29 protein-coding genes are annotated in these 25,380 nt (G+C 54.0%); 12 read left to right on the forward strand and 17 right to left on the reverse strand.

Features of this window, described 5'->3' with window-relative positions; all coding sequences use genetic code 11:
- Window positions 1-28 precede the first annotated feature (28 nt).
- From EJQ19_RS15040 to EJQ19_RS31840, 5 genes are read right to left on the reverse strand one after another with little or no spacing between them, the layout of a single operon-like run.
- The gene (locus EJQ19_RS15040) at window positions 29-2,092 is read right to left on the reverse strand and encodes a peptidoglycan D,D-transpeptidase FtsI family protein (RefSeq protein WP_126142053.1); all 2,064 of its coding nucleotides are present in this window, start codon (window positions 2,090-2,092) and stop codon (window positions 29-31) included.
- Between the two features lie 39 nt (window positions 2,093-2,131).
- The gene (locus tag EJQ19_RS15045) at window positions 2,132-2,890 is read right to left on the reverse strand and encodes an HAD-IA family hydrolase (RefSeq protein ID WP_126142054.1); all 759 of its coding nucleotides are present in this window, start codon (window positions 2,888-2,890) and stop codon (window positions 2,132-2,134) included.
- A gap of 14 nt (window positions 2,891-2,904) precedes the next feature.
- Window positions 2,905-4,053 carry a transglutaminase domain-containing protein gene (locus EJQ19_RS15050; protein WP_126142055.1) on the reverse strand — a complete coding sequence of 383 codons (1,149 nt, stop codon included), beginning with the start codon at window positions 4,051-4,053 and terminating at the stop codon, window positions 2,905-2,907.
- A gap of 43 nt (window positions 4,054-4,096) precedes the next feature.
- Window positions 4,097-4,531 (reverse strand): hypothetical protein, encoded by a 435-nt coding sequence (locus EJQ19_RS15055; protein WP_126142056.1) that lies wholly within the window; start codon window positions 4,529-4,531, stop codon window positions 4,097-4,099.
- A gap of 55 nt (window positions 4,532-4,586) precedes the next feature.
- On the reverse strand, window positions 4,587-4,742 hold the full coding sequence (locus EJQ19_RS31840) for a hypothetical protein (protein WP_164716560.1): 156 nt from the start codon (window positions 4,740-4,742) through the stop codon (window positions 4,587-4,589).
- A 115-nt stretch (window positions 4,743-4,857) separates the two neighbouring features.
- Here EJQ19_RS31840 and EJQ19_RS15060 point away from each other — a divergent pair, with 115 nt between their 5' ends.
- Together EJQ19_RS15060 and EJQ19_RS15065 are read left to right on the forward strand one after the other, a co-directional pair.
- On the forward strand, window positions 4,858-6,033 hold the full coding sequence (locus EJQ19_RS15060; protein ID WP_126142057.1) for an MFS transporter: 1,176 nt from the start codon (window positions 4,858-4,860) through the stop codon (window positions 6,031-6,033).
- Between the two features lie 184 nt (window positions 6,034-6,217).
- Window positions 6,218-6,577, forward strand: coding sequence for a toprim domain-containing protein (locus EJQ19_RS15065; protein ID WP_126142058.1), 360 nt, complete (start codon window positions 6,218-6,220; stop codon window positions 6,575-6,577).
- 3 nt (window positions 6,578-6,580) lie between these two features.
- Here EJQ19_RS15065 and EJQ19_RS15070 read toward each other — a convergent pair whose 3' ends face one another.
- The 8 genes from EJQ19_RS15070 to EJQ19_RS15105 form a co-directional block, all read right to left on the reverse strand.
- Window positions 6,581-7,213: an SCO family protein gene (locus EJQ19_RS15070; RefSeq protein WP_126142059.1), complete on the reverse strand. Its 633-nt coding sequence runs from the start codon at window positions 7,211-7,213 to the stop codon at window positions 6,581-6,583.
- Between the two features lie 26 nt (window positions 7,214-7,239).
- Window positions 7,240-8,202, reverse strand: coding sequence for a heme o synthase (gene cyoE, locus EJQ19_RS15075; protein ID WP_126142060.1), 963 nt, complete (start codon window positions 8,200-8,202; stop codon window positions 7,240-7,242).
- A 254-nt stretch (window positions 8,203-8,456) separates the two neighbouring features.
- On the reverse strand, window positions 8,457-9,311 hold the full coding sequence (locus EJQ19_RS15080) for an urease accessory protein UreD (protein ID WP_126142061.1): 855 nt from the start codon (window positions 9,309-9,311) through the stop codon (window positions 8,457-8,459).
- On the reverse strand, window positions 9,304-9,969 hold the full coding sequence (gene ureG / locus EJQ19_RS15085) for an urease accessory protein UreG (protein ID WP_126142062.1): 666 nt from the start codon (window positions 9,967-9,969) through the stop codon (window positions 9,304-9,306). The genes EJQ19_RS15080 and ureG overlap by 8 nt, the downstream gene beginning before the upstream one ends.
- Window positions 9,970-9,993: 24 nt before the next feature.
- The gene (locus tag EJQ19_RS15090; protein WP_126142063.1) at window positions 9,994-10,743 is read right to left on the reverse strand and encodes an urease accessory protein UreF; all 750 of its coding nucleotides are present in this window, start codon (window positions 10,741-10,743) and stop codon (window positions 9,994-9,996) included.
- Window positions 10,744-10,759: 16 nt separating this feature from the next.
- The gene (gene ureC / locus EJQ19_RS15095; protein ID WP_126142064.1) at window positions 10,760-12,475 is read right to left on the reverse strand and encodes an urease subunit alpha; all 1,716 of its coding nucleotides are present in this window, start codon (window positions 12,473-12,475) and stop codon (window positions 10,760-10,762) included.
- Window positions 12,462-12,839 (reverse strand): urease subunit beta, encoded by a 378-nt coding sequence (gene ureB, locus EJQ19_RS15100; RefSeq protein WP_126142065.1) that lies wholly within the window; start codon window positions 12,837-12,839, stop codon window positions 12,462-12,464. The genes ureC and ureB overlap by 14 nt, the downstream gene beginning before the upstream one ends.
- 14 nt (window positions 12,840-12,853) lie before the next feature.
- On the reverse strand, window positions 12,854-13,156 hold the full coding sequence (locus EJQ19_RS15105; protein WP_126142066.1) for an urease subunit gamma: 303 nt from the start codon (window positions 13,154-13,156) through the stop codon (window positions 12,854-12,856).
- A gap of 283 nt (window positions 13,157-13,439) precedes the next feature.
- Here EJQ19_RS15105 and urtA point away from each other — a divergent pair, with 283 nt between their 5' ends.
- From urtA to gerQ, 7 genes are all read left to right on the forward strand, one after another.
- Window positions 13,440-14,711, forward strand: coding sequence for an urea ABC transporter substrate-binding protein (gene urtA / locus EJQ19_RS15110; RefSeq protein ID WP_241242918.1), 1,272 nt, complete (start codon window positions 13,440-13,442; stop codon window positions 14,709-14,711).
- Between the two features lie 133 nt (window positions 14,712-14,844).
- Entirely contained in the window at window positions 14,845-15,750 is a 906-nt protein-coding gene (urtB, locus tag EJQ19_RS15115; protein ID WP_126142067.1) for an urea ABC transporter permease subunit UrtB, read from the forward strand.
- Window positions 15,751-15,785: 35 nt separating this feature from the next.
- Entirely contained in the window at window positions 15,786-16,901 is a 1,116-nt protein-coding gene (urtC, locus tag EJQ19_RS15120) for an urea ABC transporter permease subunit UrtC (RefSeq protein ID WP_126142068.1), read from the forward strand.
- On the forward strand, window positions 16,834-17,625 hold the full coding sequence (gene urtD, locus EJQ19_RS15125; RefSeq protein WP_126142069.1) for an urea ABC transporter ATP-binding protein UrtD: 792 nt from the start codon (window positions 16,834-16,836) through the stop codon (window positions 17,623-17,625). The genes urtC and urtD overlap by 68 nt, the downstream gene beginning before the upstream one ends.
- Window positions 17,618-18,313 (forward strand): urea ABC transporter ATP-binding subunit UrtE, encoded by a 696-nt coding sequence (gene urtE, locus EJQ19_RS15130; RefSeq protein WP_164716561.1) that lies wholly within the window; start codon window positions 17,618-17,620, stop codon window positions 18,311-18,313. The genes urtD and urtE overlap by 8 nt, the downstream gene beginning before the upstream one ends.
- Before the next feature lie 234 nt (window positions 18,314-18,547).
- Window positions 18,548-19,273, forward strand: coding sequence for a response regulator transcription factor (locus EJQ19_RS15135; RefSeq protein WP_126142071.1), 726 nt, complete (start codon window positions 18,548-18,550; stop codon window positions 19,271-19,273).
- Window positions 19,274-19,413: 140 nt separating this feature from the next.
- Entirely contained in the window at window positions 19,414-19,860 is a 447-nt protein-coding gene (gerQ, locus tag EJQ19_RS15140; protein ID WP_241242919.1) for a spore coat protein GerQ, read from the forward strand.
- A gap of 52 nt (window positions 19,861-19,912) precedes the next feature.
- Here the strand turns inward: gerQ and EJQ19_RS15145 are convergent, their stop codons facing one another.
- Window positions 19,913-20,200 (reverse strand): hypothetical protein, encoded by a 288-nt coding sequence (locus tag EJQ19_RS15145; RefSeq protein WP_126142072.1) that lies wholly within the window; start codon window positions 20,198-20,200, stop codon window positions 19,913-19,915.
- A 118-nt stretch (window positions 20,201-20,318) separates the two neighbouring features.
- Between EJQ19_RS15145 and EJQ19_RS15150 the strand changes: the two genes are divergently transcribed.
- A complete protein-coding gene (locus EJQ19_RS15150) occupies window positions 20,319-21,302 on the forward strand; it encodes a metal-dependent hydrolase (RefSeq protein ID WP_126142073.1) in 984 nt (327 codons plus the stop codon).
- 52 nt (window positions 21,303-21,354) lie between these two features.
- Here EJQ19_RS15150 and EJQ19_RS15155 read toward each other — a convergent pair whose 3' ends face one another.
- A complete protein-coding gene (locus EJQ19_RS15155) occupies window positions 21,355-22,539 on the reverse strand; it encodes an MFS transporter (protein WP_126142074.1) in 1,185 nt (394 codons plus the stop codon).
- A 104-nt stretch (window positions 22,540-22,643) separates the two neighbouring features.
- Between EJQ19_RS15155 and EJQ19_RS15160 the strand changes: the two genes are divergently transcribed.
- Complete coding sequence (locus EJQ19_RS15160; protein WP_126142075.1) at window positions 22,644-23,588, forward strand: helix-turn-helix transcriptional regulator; 945 nt, start codon at window positions 22,644-22,646, stop codon at window positions 23,586-23,588.
- A 104-nt stretch (window positions 23,589-23,692) separates the two neighbouring features.
- Here the strand turns inward: EJQ19_RS15160 and EJQ19_RS15165 are convergent, their stop codons facing one another.
- On the reverse strand, window positions 23,693-23,917 hold the full coding sequence (locus EJQ19_RS15165) for an alpha/beta-type small acid-soluble spore protein (protein WP_126142076.1): 225 nt from the start codon (window positions 23,915-23,917) through the stop codon (window positions 23,693-23,695).
- 157 nt (window positions 23,918-24,074) lie between these two features.
- On the opposite strand from EJQ19_RS15165, the gene EJQ19_RS15170 reads away from it, so the two are divergent.
- The gene (locus EJQ19_RS15170; protein ID WP_126142077.1) at window positions 24,075-24,257 is read left to right on the forward strand and encodes a DUF5325 family protein; all 183 of its coding nucleotides are present in this window, start codon (window positions 24,075-24,077) and stop codon (window positions 24,255-24,257) included.
- Window positions 24,258-24,339: 82 nt separating this feature from the next.
- Here the strand turns inward: EJQ19_RS15170 and trpS are convergent, their stop codons facing one another.
- Window positions 24,340-25,326 carry a tryptophan--tRNA ligase gene (gene trpS, locus EJQ19_RS15175; protein WP_126142078.1) on the reverse strand — a complete coding sequence of 329 codons (987 nt, stop codon included), beginning with the start codon at window positions 25,324-25,326 and terminating at the stop codon, window positions 24,340-24,342.
- Window positions 25,327-25,380 lie beyond the last annotated feature (54 nt).

Consider the following 25,380-nt stretch of genomic DNA (forward strand, 5'->3'; position numbering starts at 1 on the left):
AGTGGGCTGCAGCCCACTCTTTCCTCACTTACCACGGCTTCTTGCCGCCGCCCATTTTGGTCAAAATGCCATCATTCGCGGCATCGTATGCCTCAAAGATTTTTGCGGCGATCGGCGAGGCGCCGTAACGGCCGAAGCCGCCCTCTGGCACGACGACCGCCACGGCCAGCTTCGGATTCTCGGCCGGTGCGAATGCGATCAACACCGCGTTATCGACGGTACCGCCGGCAACTTGCTGGGTCGATGTCCCTGTTTTTCGCGCAACGTTATACGGCAGTTCCTCGATGCCTTCCGCGCCGCTCTTCATGCCTTTAATAATGGTATTCCAATCGGCGGCGGCGAACTCCTTCGAGACGTCCTCGATGACTTCCGGCTCGATTTTTTTCACGAGCTGCCCCTGGTAGTCGCGGATTTCATCCACGAACAAGGGCTTCATCCGCTTACCGTGGGATGCCAGCGTGGCGGCATATTGGGCCAACTGCAGCGTCGTTGTCTTTTCGTTCTGTCCCCAAGAAGCGTAGACCATCGCAGACTGATAACTGTCTTTCTTCGCGTTGGCTATAAAATCGTTGGTCCCTGCAGATTCAGCAGGCAGGCCGCTTCCTGTCGTGACGCCGATACCAAACTTCGCTAAATACTCGGCCCATTTGGCCGTTACGTTGGCATTCTCACGCCCGAATTTATCCCAAAACGGAATGCCGACCTTCGCCGACATGAACGTATTGGAGGAGTGTTCAATGGCCTCTGTCGCGTTAATCCATCCATATACGGCCCGATCGGAGTTGGAAATCGAACTGCTGTTATTTTTACCAAACGAGAATGTGCCCGTATCGTTATATTTCTCACCTGCCGTATACAGCTTCTCCTTCAGCCCGATAAGCACGGACAACGGCTTAATTGTCGAACCCATGAAGACGATCGAAGATGGATGCTTGGCGTTTTCCTTTTCATCTGGGTACTTCGCTTTGGCTGTTCGGATCGTTCCGTTGTTAATGTACGTGAAAATTTCATTATAGATCGGCGTGGAAATGCCCCCTGTCCACACATTCGCGTCATAGTCCGGATAGTTGGCCATGGTGACGACACGCCCTGTATCTACTTCCATTGCAACCGCGAAGCCAGACGCCGCCTTCATACCAGGCCGTAAATAAGGATTACTGGCATGGGATGGGTCGCGCAAGTACTTGATGTGATCGGCCAACATTTTCTCCGTCGTTTTCTGAATATCCTTGTTAATCGTCAGATACAAGTTATTGCCTTTAACCGGCGCTGTTACCTCCGCCCGGCCGATGATTTTCATTGCCGCGTTAACCGGATATTTTTTCGTACCGTTCTTCCCGCGCAGTTCATCCTGATACATCCGTTCGATTCCGTCAAAGCCAACCGTCTCACTCGCCAGATATTCCTGAGCGTTTGGATCGTCTTTGTACATGTCCTTAGCTGTCTGTGTGGAAAAAACGTTCGTATACCCGATTAACTGAGTCGCAATGGTCGTTGTATTGTCATCGTCCATCGCATATGTGCGGATACTTTCCTCTGTCACTTCCAGCCATTTGAACTCATCCCGGTGCTCCAGCAAATAGGCGATTTCCTCGTTGGACAAATCCGCTTTAATACGTCGCGGCACCGAATAATAACTCGGAGCCTTAGTTGGTTCTTTGTTAATATCGTAACCAAGATCCATGGCTAGCACGATCTCTTCTGGCGAAGGGTTTTTGGCCGTCGCCTTGCCGTACTTCTGAAATACGTCGGTATACAGCTTGCGCGCAAGCCCGATTACTTCATCTTTATCCTGCTGACCCGGCTCGATCCGAAAAAAAAGCGACTGCACCGGAATTGTGTACGCCAGAGGCGATTTGGTGGAATCGTAAATGTTGCCCCGGATCGGCGCAATTTTGGTCGTTTGGTTCGTATTCGTGTTCTCCGCTTCCTTCAATTCCTTCGCCTGCACGAACTGTAAAATGGCCAGCCGCACTATCAGGACGGAGAATAAAAGAAACGTAACAAAGAAAAAAATATTGATCCGAAAGGAAAAGTGCCGTTTCTTTGTGATTTCGTGTTTCTTCGGATCATCCATGATGGATGATTTCATGCTTCGTCAAATCCTTTCTTAACGGAGACTGCGACGAAATCAAGTACCGCTAATTTCATCGCAGCTCGTAACTGCTTCGTGGACGGACGGATCTCCGAACAACTCCAGCAGGGAGCCAATGCCCTCACCATGGTGGTACGGATAACGCAAAATGCGCACCGCATCAATCCCAACTTGATTCGGAGCCCAAATATCGTTCGTCTCATGATCGCCGATGTACAGCACATCTTCCGCCGCGATACCTGCCTTATCCAGCGCCAACTGGAAAATCGCCGGATCCGGCTTCTCCAATCCCACCTCGGTGGATACGAGTACGATTTCAAAGAAGTCCAAAATCCCTTTGTCGGCCAGAATCGCGCGCAAGGTTGGGGCAAAATTGCTCACCACGCCAATCCGGAAACCGCGCGCCTTCAGCTTTTCCAGAAAAGGCTTCACATCGTCGAACAACTCATAGTAAGCCGGTGCCGTGTACATCTCATACAATTCATGGCAGCAGGCCCAGATTTGCTCCTCCGTCCACTCCTCATGGATGCCGAGCTTATGCAGCACGTGCTTGTATAGGTTTACCCAGAAGGCGCGATCCGACTCCGGACTGCACACCGCAAAGTTGTCTTTTTTCTCTACATAATAAAAAAGACGAAACGCCTCGGTAAAAAGTTCATGAATATGCGCTTCATCCCGATCAACAGCCCGCAGGCCGAGATACTGCTTCAAAATCGTCTGCGCCGCAGGGATTGTCACGAGCGTATCCCCGGCGTCCAGATAAATCATTTTATAGGCTTCCAATGGCTTTCTCATGCCGAGCTCCTCATCTATGCATCTTGAATATGCGTCCGGTCAAAATTAGGCGGGTTAAACCAGTTCCCCCCACTGGATACCCAAGTCGAATCAAGGGGTACCCACTTCTGCGATTCGGCGAGATACACTTCGTTCCACGCGTGCGGACCGTATCCGCCTTGCCCGTCGTAGCCAAGTCCAGTGACGACCTTGACGTCCAGACCGACGGCTCTGGCCATTTGCGCGTACAGCCTGGAGTAGTCGATACAGACACCTTTCTTCGTATTAAACGTATCTTCCGGCGTCTGTTCCTTCCAAATGCGCTGGTTCTCATATAAATCAACTTTGTTCCAATCGTATTGAATGCGCGAACCGACCCAACTGTACAATAGCTTCGCTTTGTCTTCGTCCGTCTGGGCATTGGCCGTAATTTCTTTGGCCGCGTCCGCAATATTACCGGGAATTTTGGCATCCAGCACTTCATACTTGCGCTGTAAAATATTCGAGAATTCCTGCTCCACCGCCCGGGTAAAGACCGGCGCCTTCTCCGTAATAAATTCCCCGGTAAACGGAGAAATGACTTCGTTCGCCCCCTTTTGATACATCTGAGACGATTCGATATACGGCGTGACCAGCGAATGGGGGAACAGGGTGACATAAATAAACAAAATCGCAATAAGCATCAGCGCTCTCGCCAGTCCCGCAACGGAACCGATCAAACCGCCGGTCACTGAACTCGTGAACGATTTCCGGTGATATGGATTGGCCTGACGCACATGCAGCCAGCGCCCGAGTCCAGCGTCCACAACCACATTCAACAATTGCTTGACCAGGAAGTATCCAAGTATGAACAGCACGCCGAACCGCAGCAACGGAAAATCCCGTAGACTTGTCACAACAGTGTAATACGCTTGCTTCAAAGAGCTGATTTCTGCTGAAGGCACCTGCAGATTTTGCGCTTTCAGCCATGCCTGTACATGCGGCGACAGCCATTGAACACCTTGCCACGCGATCACGATGGACACCAGCGCAATCACGGCTTCCACAAGCATAAAGACGAGATGCTTCGCAGAGCCGGATGCCCCCCGGAGTATCCCTTGAATCACCGAGCCCGCAATCGTTAGCACAATCAAGATGGATATAAGATTCATAGAAGCAGACGATAACCAAGTCCCATCTGACATTGCGCGTTCACCACCCTTTTATCCGCAAAAATTGACTTGGCGACTAGGACTTGGCGTTCGCTTTCGCTTTCTCGATCAGCTCGTTCACCGCAGCGTTTGCGTTCATTTTAAACGTTTTGCCTAAAAACGTCACTTGAACTTCGTCGCTGCCGGACTTTCCTTCGATCTTGAGACTTTTCGTCGTAATTTCAAAAGAGCCGTCCGGATTCGCTTTAAACTTCGCATCCTTCGCTTCCGAGGTGATCGCGCTTACCGCTTTATCCTTCACTTCGTCACCAACCTGGGACACGACACTTGCCCCAATATCCTGTATTTTATCCTTATAGCTGGCCCCATAAACGAGCAGCGCCGCAACGACGGCTACAACGATCACCCATTTCACGACGGTTTTCACAATTCCGACTATAATAAAAAGTACAATAATGGCACCAACGATCAAATACCAGCGATCCTGGGCAAATGTAATCCACTGATCCATACGAATCCTCCTCTTTATCTTCCAAATTCCCTTCCTATCATACTACAGAGACTCGTTAATCTTCATCTCTTTTTTTCCGCAATCGGGCAAGCTGACGTTGAATATCTTCCGTCCGGTCCATGCTGCCTTTCACTTTGCGAAACGAGTGCCGAAGCCGGATCAATAAGTAAATCGCAACGACGCCTAGCAAAATAATAATGATAGGATCCATAGGTCCTTCTCACCTGCTCTCAGGAAATTGTGTCATTTATGGGGAAACGTCATATCCTTCGGACAAGGGGCGTACATCTAAGCATAGACAAGATTATGACCGAGGTGGTGAGACCATGCGAACAGCCATTTGGCTGTACTTATTCATGTTCGTCGCGTTCTTCGATTTGCACGCGCAGTACCCAATTCTATCTCCCTTCGCCTTATCACTGGGAGCGGCCCCTTCTTTCATCGGGCTCATAATGGGTGTCTATTCGCTGACCCATCTGCCGGGCAACGTCATGGCCGGGTTCGGGGTAGATAAATACGGGAGCAAAATTTTCATTATCTTCTCCTTGATTGTAGCAGGGATTATCTTGTTATTTCAATCCAGCGTCAAGGATCCGTGGCACCTGCTCTACATTCGCTCCATTTCGGGCTTCGTGCTCGCCTTCCTCTCACCGGCCTGTCTCTCGCTGCTGGCGCGCATTGCCAAGGACCGCATCCATCAAAGTAAGTTGATGGCCGGCAACGGGCTCGTGCACACGCTCGCATCTGTCGTTTCTCCGGCAGCAGGCGCTGTGCTCGTCGCCAAAATCGGCTTTACAACCGCTTTTTCCGTGCTCGGGTGGGTGCTGATCGCTACCGGCGTTCTCGCCATTTTTGGCGTAAGGGAGAAGGAATTGCTTCGTAAAGAGCCATCGTCCCCGGCGCCGCTGGACGCGCATGGACATGGGCATCATGCGTTCGAAGATTTCAACGATTCCGCCTCGGGCGGCCCGGCCATTCCCTGGCTGTTCTTTCTCATCCCGATGGCCTTGTCCTGCTCGCAGGGCATCCTTTTCTTCGAACTTCCGCTGATGAAATCGGCGCGGGAATCGATCCTGACGTCCGGCGTGTTCTTCACACTCGTCTCTCTCGGTGCGCTGCTCAGCATCTCGTTCTGGTTCCTGAACCGCGTATCGCCGTTCTTGCGCACCGTGTGCGGCAGCTTCGCACTGGCCGTGATCTTCTTCGGGCTGGCAATCAACTGGCCGATTCCGCTGACAGTCTCCCTTTTCCTGATCGGGATGGCGAAAGGCGTCATCTACCCCGCCCTTGCCGCCCTGCTCGCCAATATCACAAGCGCCAACCGGTACGGCCGCATGTTCTCGCTGCTTTCGATTTCCTACTCGATCGGTGCTTTCATCGGCCCTATGCTGGCAGGTCAATTGCGCGGACAGATTTCCTCGTACTTTATCGCCTTTTTCATCCTCATGCTGGCGCTGTCCTTACTGCCGCTGCGGACGTTCAAAGCGCCGGTGACGACGTAACGCAGTTCAAAACTCATCGTTTGGAAAGCCTGTCTCCGGCAGGCTTTTTGCGTTATATGTCGAAAAGTGGCATTTCCCGGGAAATGTCTGCACGCCTCCACCTGTTGGAACATTCGTCAAATCAGGGTATACTAACAGCATCCCCTCCAAAGCATTCCATTTCTAAAACAAGGGAGGAATCCTCATGTCAATCGCCATCATTGTGGAAGGAAAAAACGACAAAAGCCGCCTCCGACACGTCTTGGACAGCGGCATTGATATTTGTTGCACCTTCGGCACACCAAGCTCCCTAACCCTTCATCAGCTTCAGCAAAAAATCGGTGACCGGGACGTCTACATCTTCACCGACAACGATGCATCGGGCAAAAAAATTCGCGCCCTCCTGCGGGATACGTTCCCTGACGCGGAGCATATCTATACCCGCAAAGGATATGCCGGGGTGGAAGGAACGCCGGAGGACTACCTCATCCAGCAATTAGAAAAAGCAGGACTGGAAGCCCACATCATCTATCCTGATGCCGATTCCTATCCTGCTTATGAGTAAAAGCTATTTACCTTTCGAAAGCGTCACGACGTCTTTTACAATGTGATCGACCGTCAGCTCCGGGTTGCTCGCATCGTAATAGTTGCGAAGCTGCCCCTTCGGATCGACGAGCAGAATCGCATTGGAATGCGAGAAGTTGCCGTCCTTCTCTTTAATGACCATAATGCCGAAATCCTCGGCCAGCTTCGCCACTTGCGATTCCTCGCCGCGCAGGAACGTCCAGCCGCCAGGGACCGGTTTGGATTCGAAACGGTTGCCGAACGCCTTAAGCACTTCCGGCGTATCGCGCGTCGGATCTACGGTAATCGAAAGAATCTGGGCTTTCGACCCGAGCAGATCTTTCTTTTTGAGTTCATCCTGTACTTGAGACAGAATGTAGCTCGTCGGCAAGCACACGTCCGGGCAGAACGAATAGAAGAAGTAGACAAGCTGTACTTTTCCGTTCATGTCCTGTGACGTGACGGTTTTGCCGTCAAGATCTTTAAGATTGAACGACGGCGCGGCTTTCATGGCGGTGAGCCGTTCATCCGGTTTGCCGCCATTCGCCAGCAATTTATAAGCAAATGAAGCAATCATCGCCACCAAGATAACGCCGACGGCTAGTTTGAACCAGTTTTTTTCCAGAAAAGTCCCCATGTTCTGTCTCTTCCCCCACGCTTCGCTTATAGTTTGACTGTGTCCACGACCATCAATACGGACAAGAGCGTCAAATACAAGAGGGAGAACAAGAACATCCGCTTCGCCCACATCACTTCCGCTTCGCCGGTTGCCTGGAAGCCTTTCACGCTCATGAACACCCACATCAATCCCAAAATCGTTGAAACCGCCAAGAAAATGTATCCGACATAGCCGAACGCCGTCAGCATGACCGTTACCGGTACAAGCAGCACAACGTAGCGCACCATACTCATTTTAGTCACATACGTACCTTTCACGACCGGCAGCAGAGGGAAGCCTGCATTGCGATACTCTTCCATACGGCGAATACCGAGCGCCCAGAAATGAGGCGGCTGCCACAGGAACAGGAACAAGAACAGCAGAATGGCGCCGAGATCCACCGTACCGCTAACCGCACAGTAACCGATCACCGGCGGCGTCGCACCGGAGAACGCGCCGACGAAAGTGCTCCACACCGATGTGCGTTTGAACCATGCTGTATACAGCCATACGTACAAGAACAGTCCGAGCAATCCGATCAAGCAGGCCAGCGGCGAATTCGCCCCGAAGTACAGCACTGCAAGTCCGATCAAGCCAAGCACAATGCCGTACCACAGCACCACGTTAGGGGAGATGCGACCGCTTGGGAGCAGACGATTCTGCGTGCGTTCCATCTTCGCATCCATTTCCCGATCCAGATAATTGTTCAGTACGGTGCCGCCCGCCATCACAAGCGCAGTGCCCAGCATCGTCATAATCAAGTGAATCCAGTCTACATCCCACTGCGCTGCGACCCAATAACCGGCAAAAGCCGTCATCAGATTTGAGTAAATAATGCCCGGCTTCACCAACCGGTAAAAATCTTTCAACGTCACAGGCCCCGATGCCTGCCTAAGCTCAGCTTCTATTGAATCCGCCCCGGCCGATTCGCGGCTCGAAAGATTCTCATAAACAGCTTGATTGTCCATCTTGAATAAACCTCCTCTATGTCGAAATTCCGAATGACGTATGAATTGAACATTCCCATCATACCAACCCCTACATCTTTTGACAATGAAGCAGCAGCGTTTGTCATCAGATTGTCGATTCTCCTAAGGCGACTTTTTGAACTACCCCTCCCAGTATGCGTGGAAAAGGCTTTTGCCATTCGATCCCAATGAGGATTCGAAAAAAGAAAAAGAGCCGGATGCAGAATCCCGACTCTTTCTTAACGCTGGCCGCGCTATTTCGCCGCCACCAGCGGAGCTAATCCCAGCAGACACCGACGCATCTGCTGCCATGCCATGTTCAGCGCCCGCTGCAGCTCCCACGCGTGGCGCCCCATCACCGTCACGACGAGCCCGTGCTCGTACGTGAGGCTCGCGCCGGCGCGGACGGAGCTTCCCGTCAGCGGCTCGAGACAGGCGGTCATCGCATCCAGATGGCGCTGACCGAGGCGATCCGAGAACACATACAGGTTCCCCAGATGTGTCTCGCTGTCCCAGCCCCCCGGCGCGTTCATCGCGCTCACGGCGGGCTCGATCTGCTGATGCTGATAATAAATCAGCTTCTCTTGATATTGCACCCGCATTCGGCTTGCCAGACGGGTGTAGTGAAACACCTCGCCACACTGCGTGCGCCCGGGGCAAATGACCTCGCCATACAGCAGCGCGGAACCCGCTGCCAGGTACACATCAAGATCGGACGTATATACCGCGTCCTTATATAGCATCAGCGGCTCCGGCATATACTCCAGCACCGCGCCGGGCGCAAGGCGGAGCGTCTGGCGCTGCGAAGCGCCGACGCCGTCCCTTGCAGGATGAACCTTCGTATACGACTGGTTCGTCACATACACGCGCGCCGCGTCGCCCAGTTCCACGCGGAGCTCATAGTGGTCCCCGGCCATCAGACCCGGGGAGCAGTCCATGATATACACGCCCACCTGGTCGACAGGAGGCGTGTCAGGATCGATCGTTTCATTCGCATAACGAAACGTTTTGGCGATTTTGAGCGGCGCAGCGTGGGAACGCTCCACTAACTGCGTACGGCCGTTCTGCGCCGTAAAGCGCGCCGCAACGCTGCCCGTCAGCTTAGGCACAGCCGTACTCGCCTTCCACCCAGCGTACGATGTCGTCCAGGCCCGTACCGCCCATCAAGTTGGAGAAAATGTACGGCCGTTCGCCGCGCATTTTCCGCGTATCTTCGTCCATCACTTCCAGACTTGCACCGACGTAAGGGGCAAGATCGATTTTGTTAATAATCAGCATATCGGAACGCATAATGCCGGGACCGCCTTTGCGGGGGATTTTCTCCCCCTGCGCCACATCGATAATATAGATGAAGCGGTCCACCAGCTCGGGGCTGAACGCCGCCGCCAGATTATCCCCGCCGCTTTCAATAAAAATCATATCGAGATCGCCGAACCGGCTCTCGAGCTCCTCAATCGCTTCGAAATTCATCGAAGCGTCCTCGCGGATCGCCGTGTGCGGGCAGCCCCCCGTCTCCACGCCGATGATTCGTTCCTCCGGCAGCGCCTCGGCATGAATGAGAATACGGGCATCTTCCTTCGTATAAATGTCGTTCGTGATCACGGCGATGCTATAGCGCCCATGCAGCTCGCGTGCGAGGCGCTCGACCAGCTTTGTTTTGCCTGAGCCGACCGGCCCGCCAATGCCGATACGCAGCGGGCGGGTACGGTCCGTCTGCGGTTGTTCCCACGGTTCATGATGGTGATGATGACCATTTCCTTGACACATAGAGATTCCTCCTCAAATTTAGATTCAGGACATGAACAAACGGGAATACAACGTTTCATGCTGCATCATAGCGAGATCGGCGGCCGGCGTATTCATATAAGCGTCTTCCGGCGCCAGGTGCGCAGCTTGCGCCCATGCCTCCGCCATTGCAGGAATCAGTCGAGCCAGCAGCACCTGTCCTTCCGTTTGACCGATGGACATCAGTCGAAGCGCGCTGTTGATGCAAGTGACCGTGCAGCTGTAAAGATAGCCTTCAGCCGCCTGAGCCAAAGGGATACCTAGCAAATAGGACATCCAGCCGTGCACGACCGGGTGGCTAAGGGTACAGCGGCCCTCGCGTGCGGCCTCCTCCAGCGGTTTCCAGCTCACATCTGGATGCATCGCCTTCGCCAATTGCAGAAGACGGCGACCCATCTTCTGCACCCCATTGCGCGCCTCGCGGCTAACTCTCGCAACATGCAGCATGTGATCGACATCCCACAGCGATTGCCAGGCCATCTGCGGCATGTACTGGTAAGCCGCTTTAATGACCATCGCGTCTCCGGTCGCCCAGCTTTGCAGCAGCATACCGCGAATATAAGCTTCAAGCTGCCCGAGCGACGTGATGCGTTCCTGCTGGACGAGCGTCTCCAGCCCAAAAGAGTGAGAGAACCCGCCGATCGGCAAGGCCGAGTCGAGCAGCTGTTGGTAAGCGAGCCAGTGAACACGCGGCCGCGGCTCGATACTCCCCGCTGTTGCTTGCTTAGGCTGCTCCGTCGCAGAACCGGGCGTCATCACGCTCACCTCGCCCTCAGAATAAGAAATACAGCTGCGCCATCGGCAGCTTCTCCGCCGGTTCGCACGTAATCGCGGTCCCATCGACCTTCACTTCATACGTCTCCGGGTTGACCTCAATGGACGGCGTCTCGGCATTATGGATCATGTCCTCTTTGGAGACGCTGCGGCAACCTTTGACCGGCTCAACCCGCTTCTGGAGGCCGAGTCGCACCGCGATGCCCGCCTCGTACGCCGCCTGCGAAACGAACGTCAGCGAGCTTTGCGTCAGCGATTTGCCGAAGGCGGCAAACATCGGCCTGCCGTATACCGGCTGCGGCGTCGGGATCGACGCGTTCGGATCGCCCATCTGGGCGTAGGCGATGCTGCCTCCTTTTAGCACGATTTCCGGCTTGACGCCAAAAAACATCGGGCTCCAGAGCACGAGATCCGCAAATTTACCCGGCTCGACGGAGCCGACCAGGTGCGAGATGCCGTGCGTGATCGCCGGGTTAATCGTATATTTCGCGATATAGCGCTTGATCCGAAAGTTATCATGCTCCGCGGTGTCCGGCGCCAGCGGGCCGCGCTGCTTTTTCATTTTATCCGCGGTCTGCCATGTCCGAATGATCACTTCCCCCACCCGGCCCATCGCCTGCGAATCCGAGGAAATCATCGAGAACACACCCATATCGTGCAAAATATCCTCCGCGGCGATCGTCTCCGGGCGGATCCTTGAGTCTGCAAAAGCAACGTCCTCCGGAATGCGGCTGTCGAGATGATGGCAGACCATCAGCATATCCAAGTGTTCCTCTATGGTATTAATGGTAAAAGGACGTGTCGGATTCGTGGAAGATGGCAGCACATTGCGCTGCGACGCGGCGCGGATAATGTCGGGCGCATGCCCGCCCCCTGCCCCTTCCGTATGATAGGTATGGATCGTACGTCCCTTAATCGCAGCGAGTGTGTCCTCCAAAAATCCCGCTTCATTTAATGTATCGGTATGAATGGCCACCTGCACATCGTAGAGGTCAGCTGCTTGCAGGCACATATCGATCGCCGCCGGTGTCGTCCCCCAGTCCTCGTGCAGCTTCAGCCCGATAGCCCCGGCCTCGATCTGCTCGGTCAGCGGTGTAAGAAACGAACTGTTCCCTTTACCCGTGAAGCCCAAGTTCATTGGGAACGCCTCCGCCGCCTCCAGCATGCGCTGCAGGTGCCACGCGCCGGGAGTGCAGGTCGTCGCGTTCGTCCCGGTCGCCGGCCCGGTTCCGCCGCCGATCATCGTCGTTACGCCTGAGGCCAGCGCCGTTTCAATCTGCTGCGGGCAGATGAAATGAATGTGCGCGTCGATGCCGCCGGGGGTAACGATTTTGCCTTCTCCTGCGATAATTTCGGTGGAAGCCCCTACGATCAAATCCGGATGGACGCCGTCCATGATGTCCGGATTGCCGGCTTTGCCGATGGCGACAATATGACCGTCGCGAATGCCGATGTCTCCTTTGACGATGCCCCAATGGTCGATAATGATCGCGTTCGTAATGAGCGTATCGAGCACGCCGTCCGCCCGGGTCGCGCCGGATGACTGCCCCATGCCGTCGCGAATGACTTTGCCTCCGCCGAATTTGCACTCGTCGCCGTATACCGTATAATCGCGCTCGATTTGCGCCCACAAATCGGTATCGGCGAGCCGCACGCTGTCTCCTGTGGTAGGACCGAACATCAATGCGTAGCTTTTGCGGTCAATCGAATTCATTCAGCTTTCCCTCCCATGCCTGCAAACGCTGCCTGATCTCGTCCGTCATGCGCTGATATCCCGCTGCTCCTTGGCTCAGCCCGTTCAAACCATAGGACAGCTTCGCACCGCCCAGCTCCACCAATGGAACCGGCTTCTGCTCGCCGGGTTCGAAGCGCACCGCCGTACCGGCTGGAATATTCAATCGCATGCCGAAGGCCGATTCTCGCTGAAAAGCCAGCGCCCGATTCACCTCAAAAAAATGAAAATGAGAACCTACCTGCACCGGCCGATCTCCCGTATTTGTAACCATGATCTCGATCGTTTGCCGGCCTGCGTTGAGCGCAATCGTACCTTGCGCCGTACGGTATTCGCCTGGGATCATCGCGCCCCTCCTCATTATGTTATTGGCTCATGCACAGTAACGAGCTTGGTGCCGTCGGGAAACGTCGCCTCGACCTGCACCTCGTGAATCATCTCCGGCACGCCTTCCATCACTTGGTCACGGCGCAGGATCGTCGTTCCGAACGCCATGAGCTGTGCCACCGTCAACCCGTCGCGTGCGCCCTCCATAATCTCCGACGTCAGGATAGCTATACTTTCGGGATAATTCAATTTCACGCCTCTCGCCAGCCTTCGCCGCGCCAGGTCTGCCGCTACGGTGATGAGCAGCTTCTCCTTTTCCCGCTCCGTTAAATGCACACGCTCACCTCTTCCAAAAGCGAATATTGGAAATACTTTACACCCATTATATTCGTGTATTGGCGATCTGTAAATCATGTATGTCATATTTAGTGACATAAAACCATTTAAAATTTAAATAACAAACGCGTTTTCATGAAATTTTCACAAAGTTTTCATTGTGTTTTGTTGTTTTTACCAAAATAAATCCAGTTTATGTTATCTATATTGACACCAACTTGTTCACCCCTTTATGATTAGCCGTGTAATCCAAAACTTGTCAGAGAATGGGAGTGGGACGTGAATGAGAGAGAGAAGCAACAAAAGGAAGATGATGTTTGCATTAAGTCTGGCCGCAACAATGATGGTAAGCGCAGCTTGTGCCAAAACGGAAACGACCACATCCACGACTACAGCACCTACGACGACAACAGCAGCTGCCGGAACGAAGGCAGGGGATGACACGGTACCTGTGGGCATTCTGCACTCCCTTACCGGTACGATGTCCATCAGCGAAGTATCCGTTCGTGATGCCGAGCTCATGGCCATTGATGAGATCAACGCAGCAGGGGGACTCTTAGGCAAGAAAATCAAACCTATCATTGAAGATGGGGCATCAGATTGGCCGACCTTTGCGGAAAAGACAAAGAAACTCCTGCAAAAGGACAGCGTCGTCACGATCTTCGGCTGCTGGACGTCGGCCAGCCGCAAAGCCGTCCTGCCAGTCGTCGAGCAGAACAAAGGCTTGCTCTGGTATCCGGTTCAGTATGAAGGCGTGGAATCCTCTCCGAACATTTTCTACATCGGCGCAACCACGAACCAGCAAATCATCCCCGCAGTAACCTGGCTCCTCCAAAACAAAGGGAAAAAGTTCTTTCTCCTCGGTTCCGACTACGTTTTCCCAAGAACGGCGAACAAAATCATTAAAGAGCAGTTGAAGGCGGACGGCGGTACACTCGTTGCCGAAGAATACACTCCGCTCGGCCACACGGACTACAACACAATCATTTCTAAAATTAAAAAAGAAAAACCTGACGTAGTGTTCAATACGCTTAACGGGGACAGTAACGTCGCCTTCTTCAAACAATTGAAGGATGCCGGCATTACAGCGAAGGACTTGACAACCATGTCTGTCAGTATCGCCGAGGAAGAAGTTCGCGGCATCGGCGCTTCCGTGCTCGACGGCCACTATACCGCTTGGAATTACTATCAAACGACGGATATTCCGGAGAACAAGAAATTCGTCGAGGCCTACAAAGCCAAATACGGCAAAGACCGAGTGACGGACGACCCGATTGAAGCCGGCTACACGGCTGTATATCTGTGGGCGGAAGCCGTGAAGAAGGCAGGCTCCTTCGATGTCGACAAAGTGAAGGAAGCGGCCAAAGGCATTTCCTTCAACTCCCCGGAGGGCAAAGTGACGATTGACGGCGACAATCAGCATATTTTCAAAACCGCTCGAATCGGCCAAATTAGCGCAGACGGTCAAATCAAGGAAGTATGGAACTCCGGCCAGGCGCTCAAACCGGATCCATTCCTCAAAACGTACCCGTGGGGCACGGCAGTTACGAAATAAGCCGAATGTCCACAGGCGAATCTGCCAGGACTGCTGACCAGCAGTCCTGATTTTTCATCGCGCCTTTCGCACAAGTTTGCGCATCCGATGCCAGTTTTTTCTGGCGAAAAAACTTTTAGGAGGGCCCCCCTCTATGAGCCTTTTGCTTCTTCAAGTGTTCAATGGACTCAGTCTCAGCTCTATCCTGCTGCTCATCGCGATCGGTCTCGCCATTACGTTCGGCCTTATGAATGTGATGAACATGGCCCATGGCGAGTTTATTATGATCGGGGCTTACATGGCTTATCTCGTGCAAAATGCCTTTCAAAAGCTTCTGCCTGCCTCCGCTTTCGGCTGGTATTTCGTCGTCTCGCTGGGTGTCGCGTTCGTCGTTTCCTTCACCATCGGCTGGCTGCTGGAAGCGCTGCTCATCCGATTCCTGTACGGCAGGCCGCTGGATAGCCTGCTGGCGACGTGGGGCGTGAGCCTCGTGCTGCAGCAGCTCGCACGCTCCATCTTCGGTGCGCCGAACGTTGCCGTGAAGGCACCTGGCTGGCTGGAAGGCGGTCTGCACGTGACCGCCGATCTTATTCTCCCTTACAAGCGGCTGTTCATTATCGCGCTTGTGGCGCTTTGCATCCTGATCATCTACGTGTATCTGTATCACACGGCCGGCGGCAGACGGATGCGCGCCGTCATGCAAAACCGCCAAATGGCGGCGTGTCTCGGCATCTCGACGCGCCGGGTCGATGCGCAGTCGTTCGCTTTTGGCTCGGCGATGGCCGGCATTGCCGGCTGTGCCCTGTCGCTGCTCGGACCCATCGGACCGACGATCGGCACCTACTATATCGTCGACGCGTTCATGGTCGTCGTGCTCGGCGGCATCGGCAAGCTGATCGGCACGGTCGCCGGTGCGCTCGGTATCGGCGTATTCAATACCGCGTTGGAATACTCGACGAGCGCGACGCTCGGGAAGGTGCTCGTCTTTACGCTCATCATCGCGTTCCTGCAATGGAAGCCGATGGGACTCGTGACGATGCGCTCGCGCTCCCTCGATTAACCTTCGACCTTACGACGAAAGGGTGTGCCGCAGCTATGCTGCTTTCCGGTCAATCCAAGCTCAAGCTTACGATGTACAGTGTCTGTCTCCTTCTGCTTGCTCTTGCCCCGCTCCTGCTGTCCGATTTTCGGATGTCGCTGCTCGGCAAGTTTCTGGCGTATGCCATTATTGCCATCGGCATCGACCTGATCTGGGGCTTTACCGGCATTTTGAGCCTCGGGCACGGCGTCTTCTTCGGCCTCGGCGCTTACTGCATGGCGATGCATCTCAAGCTCGCTTCCACTCCGCAAGGGCTGCCGGACTTTATGTCCTGGAGCGGCGTCGAAAGCCTGCCTTGGTTCTGGGCCCCGTTCCACAGCGCCATCGCCGCCTTCCTGCTTGCGCTGCTCGTACCGATGGCCGTCGCCTTCGTGCTCGGCTACTTTACGTTTCGCAACCGGATCAAGGGCGCGTTCTTCTCGATATTATCGCAGGCGCTCGTCATTATTACCGTCACCTTGTTCGTCGGCCAGCAGGGTTATACCGGCGGCACGAACGGATTGACGAATTTCACCACCTTCCTCGGCTTCAATCTGCAAGCCCCATCGACGAAGCTCGTTTTCTTCTATCTTACCTTGGGCGTTGTAGCCGCTGTCCTGCTGCTCAGCTCCTTCCTCGTGACCAGCCGCCTCGGGAACATCCTGACGGCCATTCGCGACGGCGAGAACCGGGTTCGCTTCATCGGTTACAACCCGGTGACGTTCAAAGTGTTCATCTACTGCGTTTCCGCAGGGCTGGCTGGTCTTGCCGGGGTGTTGTTCGTCCTCCAGGAAGGTATTATTTCCCCCGCGCAAATGGGCATCGTCCCCTCTATTGAGATGGTGCTGTGGGTCGCGATCGGCGGCCGCTCCACCATCGGCGGCGCTGTGCTTGGCGCCCTGCTCACCAATGCCGCCAAAACGACCTTCAGCGAAGCGTATCCCGACTGGTGGCCGATCATGATGGGCCTCATGTTCATCATCGTCGTACTGTTTCTGCCCAAAGGCATTATCGGCACGCTAACGCACTATGTTCAGCTTATGAAAACCGAAAGGAGAACATCCCATGCTAGGACAATTAGTGGAACCCCACAGACAAACCGACGAGAAAATTCTGAGCGTCAAAGGGCTTGAGGTGAGCTTCGACGGTTTCAAAGCATTGCGCAATCTGGACTTTTCTCTCGACTACGGGGAGCTTCGCTTCCTCATCGGCCCAAACGGCGCAGGCAAAACAACCTTGCTCGATGTCATCTGCGGCAAAGTCAAACCCTCTGGCGGTCAGGTCTTGTTCAAGGATCACATCGACCTCAGCAAACATCAAGAGCATCAAATCGCCCAACTGGGCATCGGGCGCAAATTCCAGACCCCGACCGTCTTCTCTACGCTCACGGTGTTCGAGAATCTCGCGCTGTCCATGAAGCAGCAGCGCGGGCTGCTCAGCGCGCTCTGGGCGAAAACGACGAGCGAGCAGCGCGAGCGGCTGCACCTGCGGCTCAGCATGATTGGTCTCGCCGATAAGGCGAACGAACGCGCCGGGTCGCTCTCGCATGGCGAGAAGCAGTGGCTCGAGATCGGGATGCTCCTGATGCAGGAGGCCGATCTGCTGCTGCTCGACGAGCCGGCCGCAGGCATGACCGACAGCGAGACGGAGAAAACCGGCGAGCTGCTGCACAGCATTGCGGCGCAGCAAACCGTTATCGTCGTGGAGCATGATATGGAGTTCGTCCGCCGATACGCCCGGACAGTGACGGTTCTCCACGAGGGGACTGTCCTCCGGGAAGGGACAATGCAGGACATTCAGCAGGATGACAAGGTCGCGGAAGTGTATCTCGGAAGGAGAGTCGAGCGCGGTGCTTAAATTGCAAGGAATAGAAGCCGGATATGGCGAAAGCATGGTTGTGCGCAGCGTGAACCTGGAGGTGAAGCCTGGGCAGATCGTCTGCCTGATGGGCCGCAACGGCGTCGGCAAGTCTACCCTGATGAAGACGATCATGGGTCTGATCAAACCGCGTGCCGGCACCCTTCATTACGAGGGGCGGGAGTTAACTCACGCAAGCCCTGAACGGCGAGCCCACGCCGGCATCGGCTACGTTCCTCAAGGCCGCGAGATTTTCCAACAGCTCACGGTGGAGGAAAACCTGCTGCTTGGTCTCGAGGCGGCGGCTGACCGCCGCAAGAAGCTGCCAGAATCGCTCTTCGAGACGTTTCCGGTGCTGCGCCAGATGCTAAGCCGCAAGGGCGGTGATCTAAGCGGCGGGCAGCAGCAGCAGCTTGCCATTGCACGAGCGATGGCCGCCGGACCGAAGCTGCTCCTGCTCGACGAGCCGATGGAAGGCATTCAGCCCTCCATCGTCATGGAGATCGAAGCCATCATCGAATCGATCAAGAGGGATCGGGAAATCGCCGTTCTGCTCGTCGAGCAGAGCCTGGAATTTGCCACCAGCATCGCGGATCACTACTACGTGCTGGACCGCGGCACGATCGCCGCTTCGGGCGGTGCGGAGCATTTGAGCGAGGAGCTTGTGCGGAAGCACCTCACCGTATGATTTTCAGCCATTTGGTACATCCTAACAAAAGAAGCTGGCCCGCTTGACCTGCACCTGCAGAAGTCAAGTACCGCCCAGCTTTTTTTTCATGAAAGCAGCTTAATCGTCCGACGTTTAATTAAGTAAAACTGGACGGCACAAATTGGATAATGATAACATTGTTTGTGATAGGATCGATTATGGCGAACGGCATATCGAGCACCTAGCCTTTTATCACAAAGGAGAGGAACGTTTATGTCAAAAATATTAATAATTGAAGACGACTTCAGCATCGGCGAAATGATGTCCATATATTTGTACGAAGACGGCTACGAAGTCAAGCGCGCGGAGAATGGCGGAGAGGGCGAACGCTTGCTGCGGCAGTTCCAGCCGGATGCGATTATTCTGGATGTGATGCTGCCGGATATTGACGGCATTCAGCTCTGCGCGAACGTTCGACAGACCTCGAACATCCCGATTCTGATGATCTCCGCCAAGAGCGAGGTTTCCGATCGGGTACGCGGTCTGCAGACCGGAGCGGACGATTATCTCTGCAAGCCGTTTTCCATGCGGGAGCTTTCCGCCCGCGTACAGGCGCTGCTGCGCAGATCCCACAGCTTCGCATCTGCCGCCGCCGAACTGTCTGTCGCTTCAACGGCCCCCTCCCAAGCTCAGACACAGCCTGACCCGCCAATGAAAATTACGTTGGACACCGAGAAACGCTGTCTGCTCGTTCACGGCAAAGTCGTGGAGACGACCTTTTCCGAGTTTGAAATTATGAAGCTGTTCTGGCAAAATCAAGGCAAGGTGTACAGCCGGGAAGAGCTGCTCAACCGCGTCCGCGGCTTCGATAGCTATGTAACCGAACGAGCGATCGATGTACATATCGCCAACCTCCGCAAGAAAATCGAAACCGATCCCAAAGAACCGAAGCATATCAAAACGGTATGGGGGGTCGGGTACAAATTTCTGCTGTCGTAAGCTCCCGCGAGGGAGCCTTTTTTTATTCCCAAAATCCGTCACCAATTAGGCATCCGCACAATATGATGATATGGAAATTGCCCAACCACGACGATTACACAAAGCTTTCGTGCGCAAAGCTCAAGGAGGACATTTTGGAAATGTTAAACAACCCCTACAAAATCGGCAACCAAGCCAACCCGCAACTCGGTTACACGTATCCGTCTTACCCTGTTCCAACGGCAGTTACGAATAACATGGTGCCCATGACACCAGCCGGTTCGACGCTTTCCCCGACCGGAATCCCGCTGCAAACCGGCGTCAACGTGCCTGCCGCTCCGCTGGAAGAATCCTATATCGAGAACATTCTTCGTCTGAACTTGGGGAAAATGGCGACAATCTACATGACCTACGAAAACAACTCGGAGTGGAATGCCAAAATTTTCAAAGGTAAACTTGAAGCTGCGGGCCGCGACCATATCATCATCTCGGATCCGGTAACCGGCATGCGGTTCCTCTTACTTATGGTGAACCTTGACTACATCACATTCGATGAGCCTTTGAACTATGCCTACCCGTTTTCCGGGGGCACAGGCCCAGTAAGATAAGAATACCGGACACGAAACCGCGGTTCCACTTGGAACTGCGGTTTATTTGCGTTTAGATGCCGGTAAAATGCCACATATGCAGCTTCGCCAGCCCGCCTCGCACCCATTGCTCCCAGGCCGCTTCGCCCTTTCCGCTTTCTGCAGCCCGGAGCCTCTCTTCCTTCATCCTTCCATACTCCTCGAACGTGACTCCATCCCAAATTTCGACAAAAAGCCCCTGCTGATCTGTCCCTTCCATCACCTGCAAACGCCCTTCCCGCGCTTGCCACTCCCGCATATAGATGAGATATGTCTCCATGAAATCGGCATTTATGGCATACTCTACAAAAACTTTAGACATTTTTAGATCTCCTTCCGATTTATTTTTCAGGTTAAAATGGTAAACTAAAGGAAGAAACATCAATCTTCATCCTCAACTCAAGACAAAATTCGGACAGCGTAACTAGGAGGATACCCTTTTGGATACTGGCACTCATCTCGTCATCGGCTTAGGCTTAGCAGGACTTTCCCATATCGATCCGGCCATTTCGGCCGATACAGCTACGGCTACTGCGGTCTTCATCGGCACCGTTGTGGGGTCGCAGATCCCCGATGTGGACGGGCTGCTGCGGTTTAAAGGGAACGCCATCTACATTCGCAATCATCGCGGACGCTCCCATTCCTTGCCGGCCTTGCCGTTGTGGACACTGCTCATTACAGGGGCGCTGGCGCTCTTCTTCCACGGCATCCCGCTCCTCCATCTTGCGATGTGGGTCGGACTCGCCGTATGCTTCCATGTATTTACCGACTGTTTTAATACGTATGGCACGCAAGCGGTCAGGCCGTTTACGGAAAAATGGATTTCGTGGAACATTATCCATATCTTTGATCCGTTTATTTTCACCAGCCATCTCGCGGCAATTTTCATGTGGTCGTTTAAAATCGCGAGCCCGACCTTAATTTTTCCGACACTGTATGCGCTCATCGCCCTTTATTATGTATGGCGGACATTGGATCATTTTATTATCGAGAAAGGGCTGTACCGCAAAGATCCGACCTACCAGCCAGGCGATAAGTATACCCTCATTGTAACATTCAATCTCTATGTCTGGAATGTGGTCAAGCGCCGCGCGAACGGCACGTACCAATTAGGCGAATTGAAAAACGGCAAGCTCAAATGGCTGGATACCGTGACCAGCGCAGAACATCCGGCTGTCGAAGCGTCCAAGCAGCATGAAGATATTCAGGCGCTGCTGTACTTCTCCTCCTTCGCCGCAGCCGAGGTCAAGACGCATCGGTGGGGTTACGAGGTGCGCTGGGCGGATGTCCGCTACCGTCACCGCAAACAGTATCCGTTCGTCGGCGTGCTGCTGATGGATCATAATTTCGAAGTGCTGGATTCCTACGTCGGCTGGGTAAACGACTCCAAGCTGGGCAAGAAGCTGCGTGTGGATCTGTATTAAAAAAAGAGGCAAAGACCGGGGGTTCGGTTTTTGCCTCTTTTTGTGTGTGATGCTAGCGGGCGGCAGGCGTCTTGACTTCAACCGGCTTTTTGGCAAATACGCCCCCCGCCAGAAACATAACCAGCGATAGGATCAAACAGATCGCCGAGAAGATTCCGATGGATGCGTAGCCTCCCAACTGAACATACAAGATACCCGCGATCCAAGCACCCAGCGTATTCGCCATATTCATCGTCGAATTGGCCAGACTGGAGATTGTTCCGCGAATCGAAGCGTTAAGCGAGGTGAGTGCTTCCATCGCGATAGGGAACAGAACGCCAAGGATCGCAAAGATGATAAAATAGGCAGCCGTCACCGAAGTGATGCCCGGCAGATGCGGTCCTCCGATATACAGGCCCGAGAGCAGCAGCATGCCCGACATCCAGGCAGGAATGCGCCCTATTTTTTGCGTGATGGCGGCACTGATCAAACTTCCCACAAACGTACCTAGACCCAAGAACATCATTACCGTGCCGATCTGGCTTACCGGATAAGCGAACTGGTCGGCAATCCACTTGCCGATGAAGGCAAACGAGGTTCCGCTTCCCAGGTGAAGTAAAAGATACGCTAGAAACCCGCTTCTGGCGCGGCCGCTTGTGATGAGCGGGAGGTAGCGGCGAAGAATTGAACCTTTGCCGCCGGGCTGCGCCGCCGGCTTGATATCAGGCAACAAATACATGACCGTGAAAGCCATGACCAGTGCAATGCCGCCAATGGTCCAGAACGGCACGGACCAACGGGCAACGGCTAGCCAGCTTCCGATCGGAACGCCCAATGCTTGGGAAGCGGCGAGTCCCGAAAAGGCCAGCCCCATCGTCTTGCCGATACGTGCCGGCGGCATGACAGCCGGAATGGAAGCCCACACTTGGGGAGCGGTGAAGGCTGCGGAGATGCCGGCCAGGAACCGGAACACGCACATGGTCCAGAAACTATCCGCGAAGCCGCACAGCATCGTCGAGACAGCGAAACCCAACAAACCTCCGATCATGACGGTTTTTCGATTCCACCCATCGGACAGCGGCCCTGCAATCAATGCGAAAATGGCAGATCCGAGTGTGTACGCCCCGATCATCCATCCGGCGATATCGGTTGATACACCGAATTCCTTCTGCAGCGTGGGCAGCAAGGGAGAGATGAGAAAGGTATCCGTTCCGATCAGGAACATGATACAGAAAAACAGAACAGCAAATTTACGCATGCGCGTTCACTCCTTGTTTGGAAATAAGCTTGCTTACAAGGAAGAGTATACGGCATAATAGTGACAATAATTGTCGTGAATATAAAATCAGCAAGGAGGCCAACATGCCTAAATCCAAGAGGCTTATGGAGCTTATGATGACGGTGAACCGCAAACGGCGCTTCAAGGTTGGAGAGCTTGCCGATGAGTTCAACGTTTCCACGCGAACGATTCTCCGGGATTTGCAGGAATTAAGCGAACTGGGCGTGCCGCTCTATTCGGAGGTAGGACCGCACGGAGGTTATCAGGTGCTGAGGGAACGCGTCCTGCCTCCTATCGCATTTACGGAAGGGGAGGCGGTGGCGATGTTTTTTGCCGTGCATGCGCTTCGCCACTATTCTTCACTGCCGTTCGACGCCGAATCGGCTTCGGCGCTCAGCAAGTTTTATCTTCATATGCCGGGCGACATTCGAGATCAAATCGACAGGATGAAGGAACGGGTAGACTTCGTCTCGCCGACGCGCCGTGGCGACGCCCCACACTTGTCCGTCTTGCTTGATGCTGCGGTGCATCAGAAAGTGCTGACGATCACTTACGAGTCCAAGTCGGAAGGAACGACCTCTCGGCAAGTTCAGCCGGTCTCCCTGTATGCGCATAACGGCTTCTGGTACTGCACGGCGTATTGTTTCCTGCGCGAGGGCATCCGAGTGTTTCGCTGTGACCGAATTCGTGATGCGTCGCCGGGTTCAGCCGAGCCGTTGAAGTTGAGCGATATTCGCCTGAGCCGCCAGGAAGTAGTACTCCCAACAGATCCCGTTCGTTTGCAAGCGAAGCTGACCCGCATCGGTACCCAGCGCTGCGAGTCAGAGCTGTGGCTGTCTCCCCACCTTCACGTACGCGAAGACGGAACTGCTGAGATCGATGTAGAAGTGTCCCGAAGCGAGATCCCCTTTTATACAGAATTTTTTATCTCGTTGGGAAAGGAAGCAGCGTTGATCGGGCCGAGGGAATTGAAAGCAGCGATTCGAAAACATCTTGCCGAACTGCTTGAGAATTATCAAGAAGGCTAGCCTGTCGGCAACCGCTGCAGAACATCAAAAGCCCGGAGGCTTTTGGAAGGCCTCCGGGCTTTACTATTACGAGAAAACGGACATGCTAGATAAAATGGACAATATTAGCTGCGGAAGCCGGATTGTCCTGCGAGTGTTTGCTCAGCGATTTGGACCAAACGGCGGGTAATGTTACCACCGATGGAACCTGCGTCGCGAGTAGCCATATTCCCCATGTAACCATCTTGAGGAATTTGGATGCCCAGTTCTTGAGCTACCTCATACTTCAGTTGGTCAAGTGCTCCATTTGCTTGCGGTACAACTAGTGTGTTGCTGCTACGTGATGCCATCAGGATCAGACTCCTTTCAGTCAGCTATAATCTTTGATGTATTTGCAAGCTTGCAATGATAGTATGTGGAGGAAACGAATTTATATGCACGGGACCAAAAAAAGTTTAAAATAACATCATACGCTGATGTCACTATCATGAAAGTAGGTTAGCCTCCATGAGTAAACCACTCGCCCTGCTGTTTGCCTTCATCGGCACGCTGCTGCTGGCCGCGATTTCCTTGTTCATCGCCCTGCGCATGCCTTGGATGGCCGTCCTGTGCTCCCTCGTGGCACTGGGCTTCATCGGCTACGGCTTTGCGGTCAAAGCAAAAATCCGCAAAAAAAATACGCGCTCCTGACGGCAGCGCGTATCACAACGCAAAAAAGACGTCTCCGACTCAAGCTGATCCAGCTCGGCGGGGACGTCTTTGCGTAAACCGACTAGGATGGGAGTACAAAGCCCATCCGTTTTTTCACTTCGAGCAGCGTTTCGTTTGCAAGCTCCGAGGCTTCGGCTGCGCCTTTTTTCAAAATATCGAAAATCTCGCCGGATTTGCGAATCTCGCGATAGCGCTCTTGGATTGGCTCCAGCACCGCGACAACGACTTCGGCCAAATCTTTCTTGAACGGACCATAGCCTTGCCCGTCATACTTCGCTTCGATTTCCGCCACCGACATGTTGGCAAAATGGGAATAGATCGAGATCAAGTTGCTCACTTCCGGCTTGTTCTGCGGATCGTATTTCACTTCGCGGCCCGAGTCGGTTACTGCGCGGCTCAGCTTCTTGCGAATGACCGCCGGCTCATCAAGCATCGCGATATAACTGCCAGGGTTTGGCGAGCTTTTGGACATTTTCTTGGAGGCATCGTCCAAGGACATGATTCTTGCACCGATCTCCGGCATGTACGGCTCCGGCATTGTGAAGAACTCGCCGAAGCGGTTGTTGAAGCGGTTCGCGAGATCGCGCGTCAGCTCCAGATGCTGCTTCTGATCGTCGCCGACCGGAATCAGATCGGCGTTGTAGAGCAGGATGTCCGCGGCCATAAGCGACGGGTACGTGAAGAGACCGGCGCCAACAGACTCCTTGCCGGCGGATTTATCCTTGAACTGCGTCATGCGCTCCAGTTCGCCCATGTACGTCAGCGTCGTCATAATCCAGCCCAGTTCCGCGTGCGCAGGTACGTGGGATTGCAGGAAGATCGACGCTTTATTGGGATCAAGACCCGCTGCGATATACAGCGAGGCGATCGATTCCGTCTGCTCCTTAAGGGCAGCCGGATCTTGAGGCACGGTGATCGCATGCATATCGACCACCATGAAATAACAGCGGTGCAGATGCTGCAAATTGACAAAGTTGCGCAGAGCGCCGATATAGTTGCCTATCGTTAATTGGCCGCTCGATTGCATGCCGGAAAGTACGCGTTTCATGGAACAAAACCTCCTAATGGGAATGGCTGTGAATTCAGCCTACTAAAAAAGACA

Source organism: Paenibacillus whitsoniae (assembly GCF_003955665.1).
GTDB classification, from domain to species: Bacteria; Bacillota; Bacilli; order Paenibacillales; family NBRC-103111; genus Paenibacillus_E; species Paenibacillus_E whitsoniae.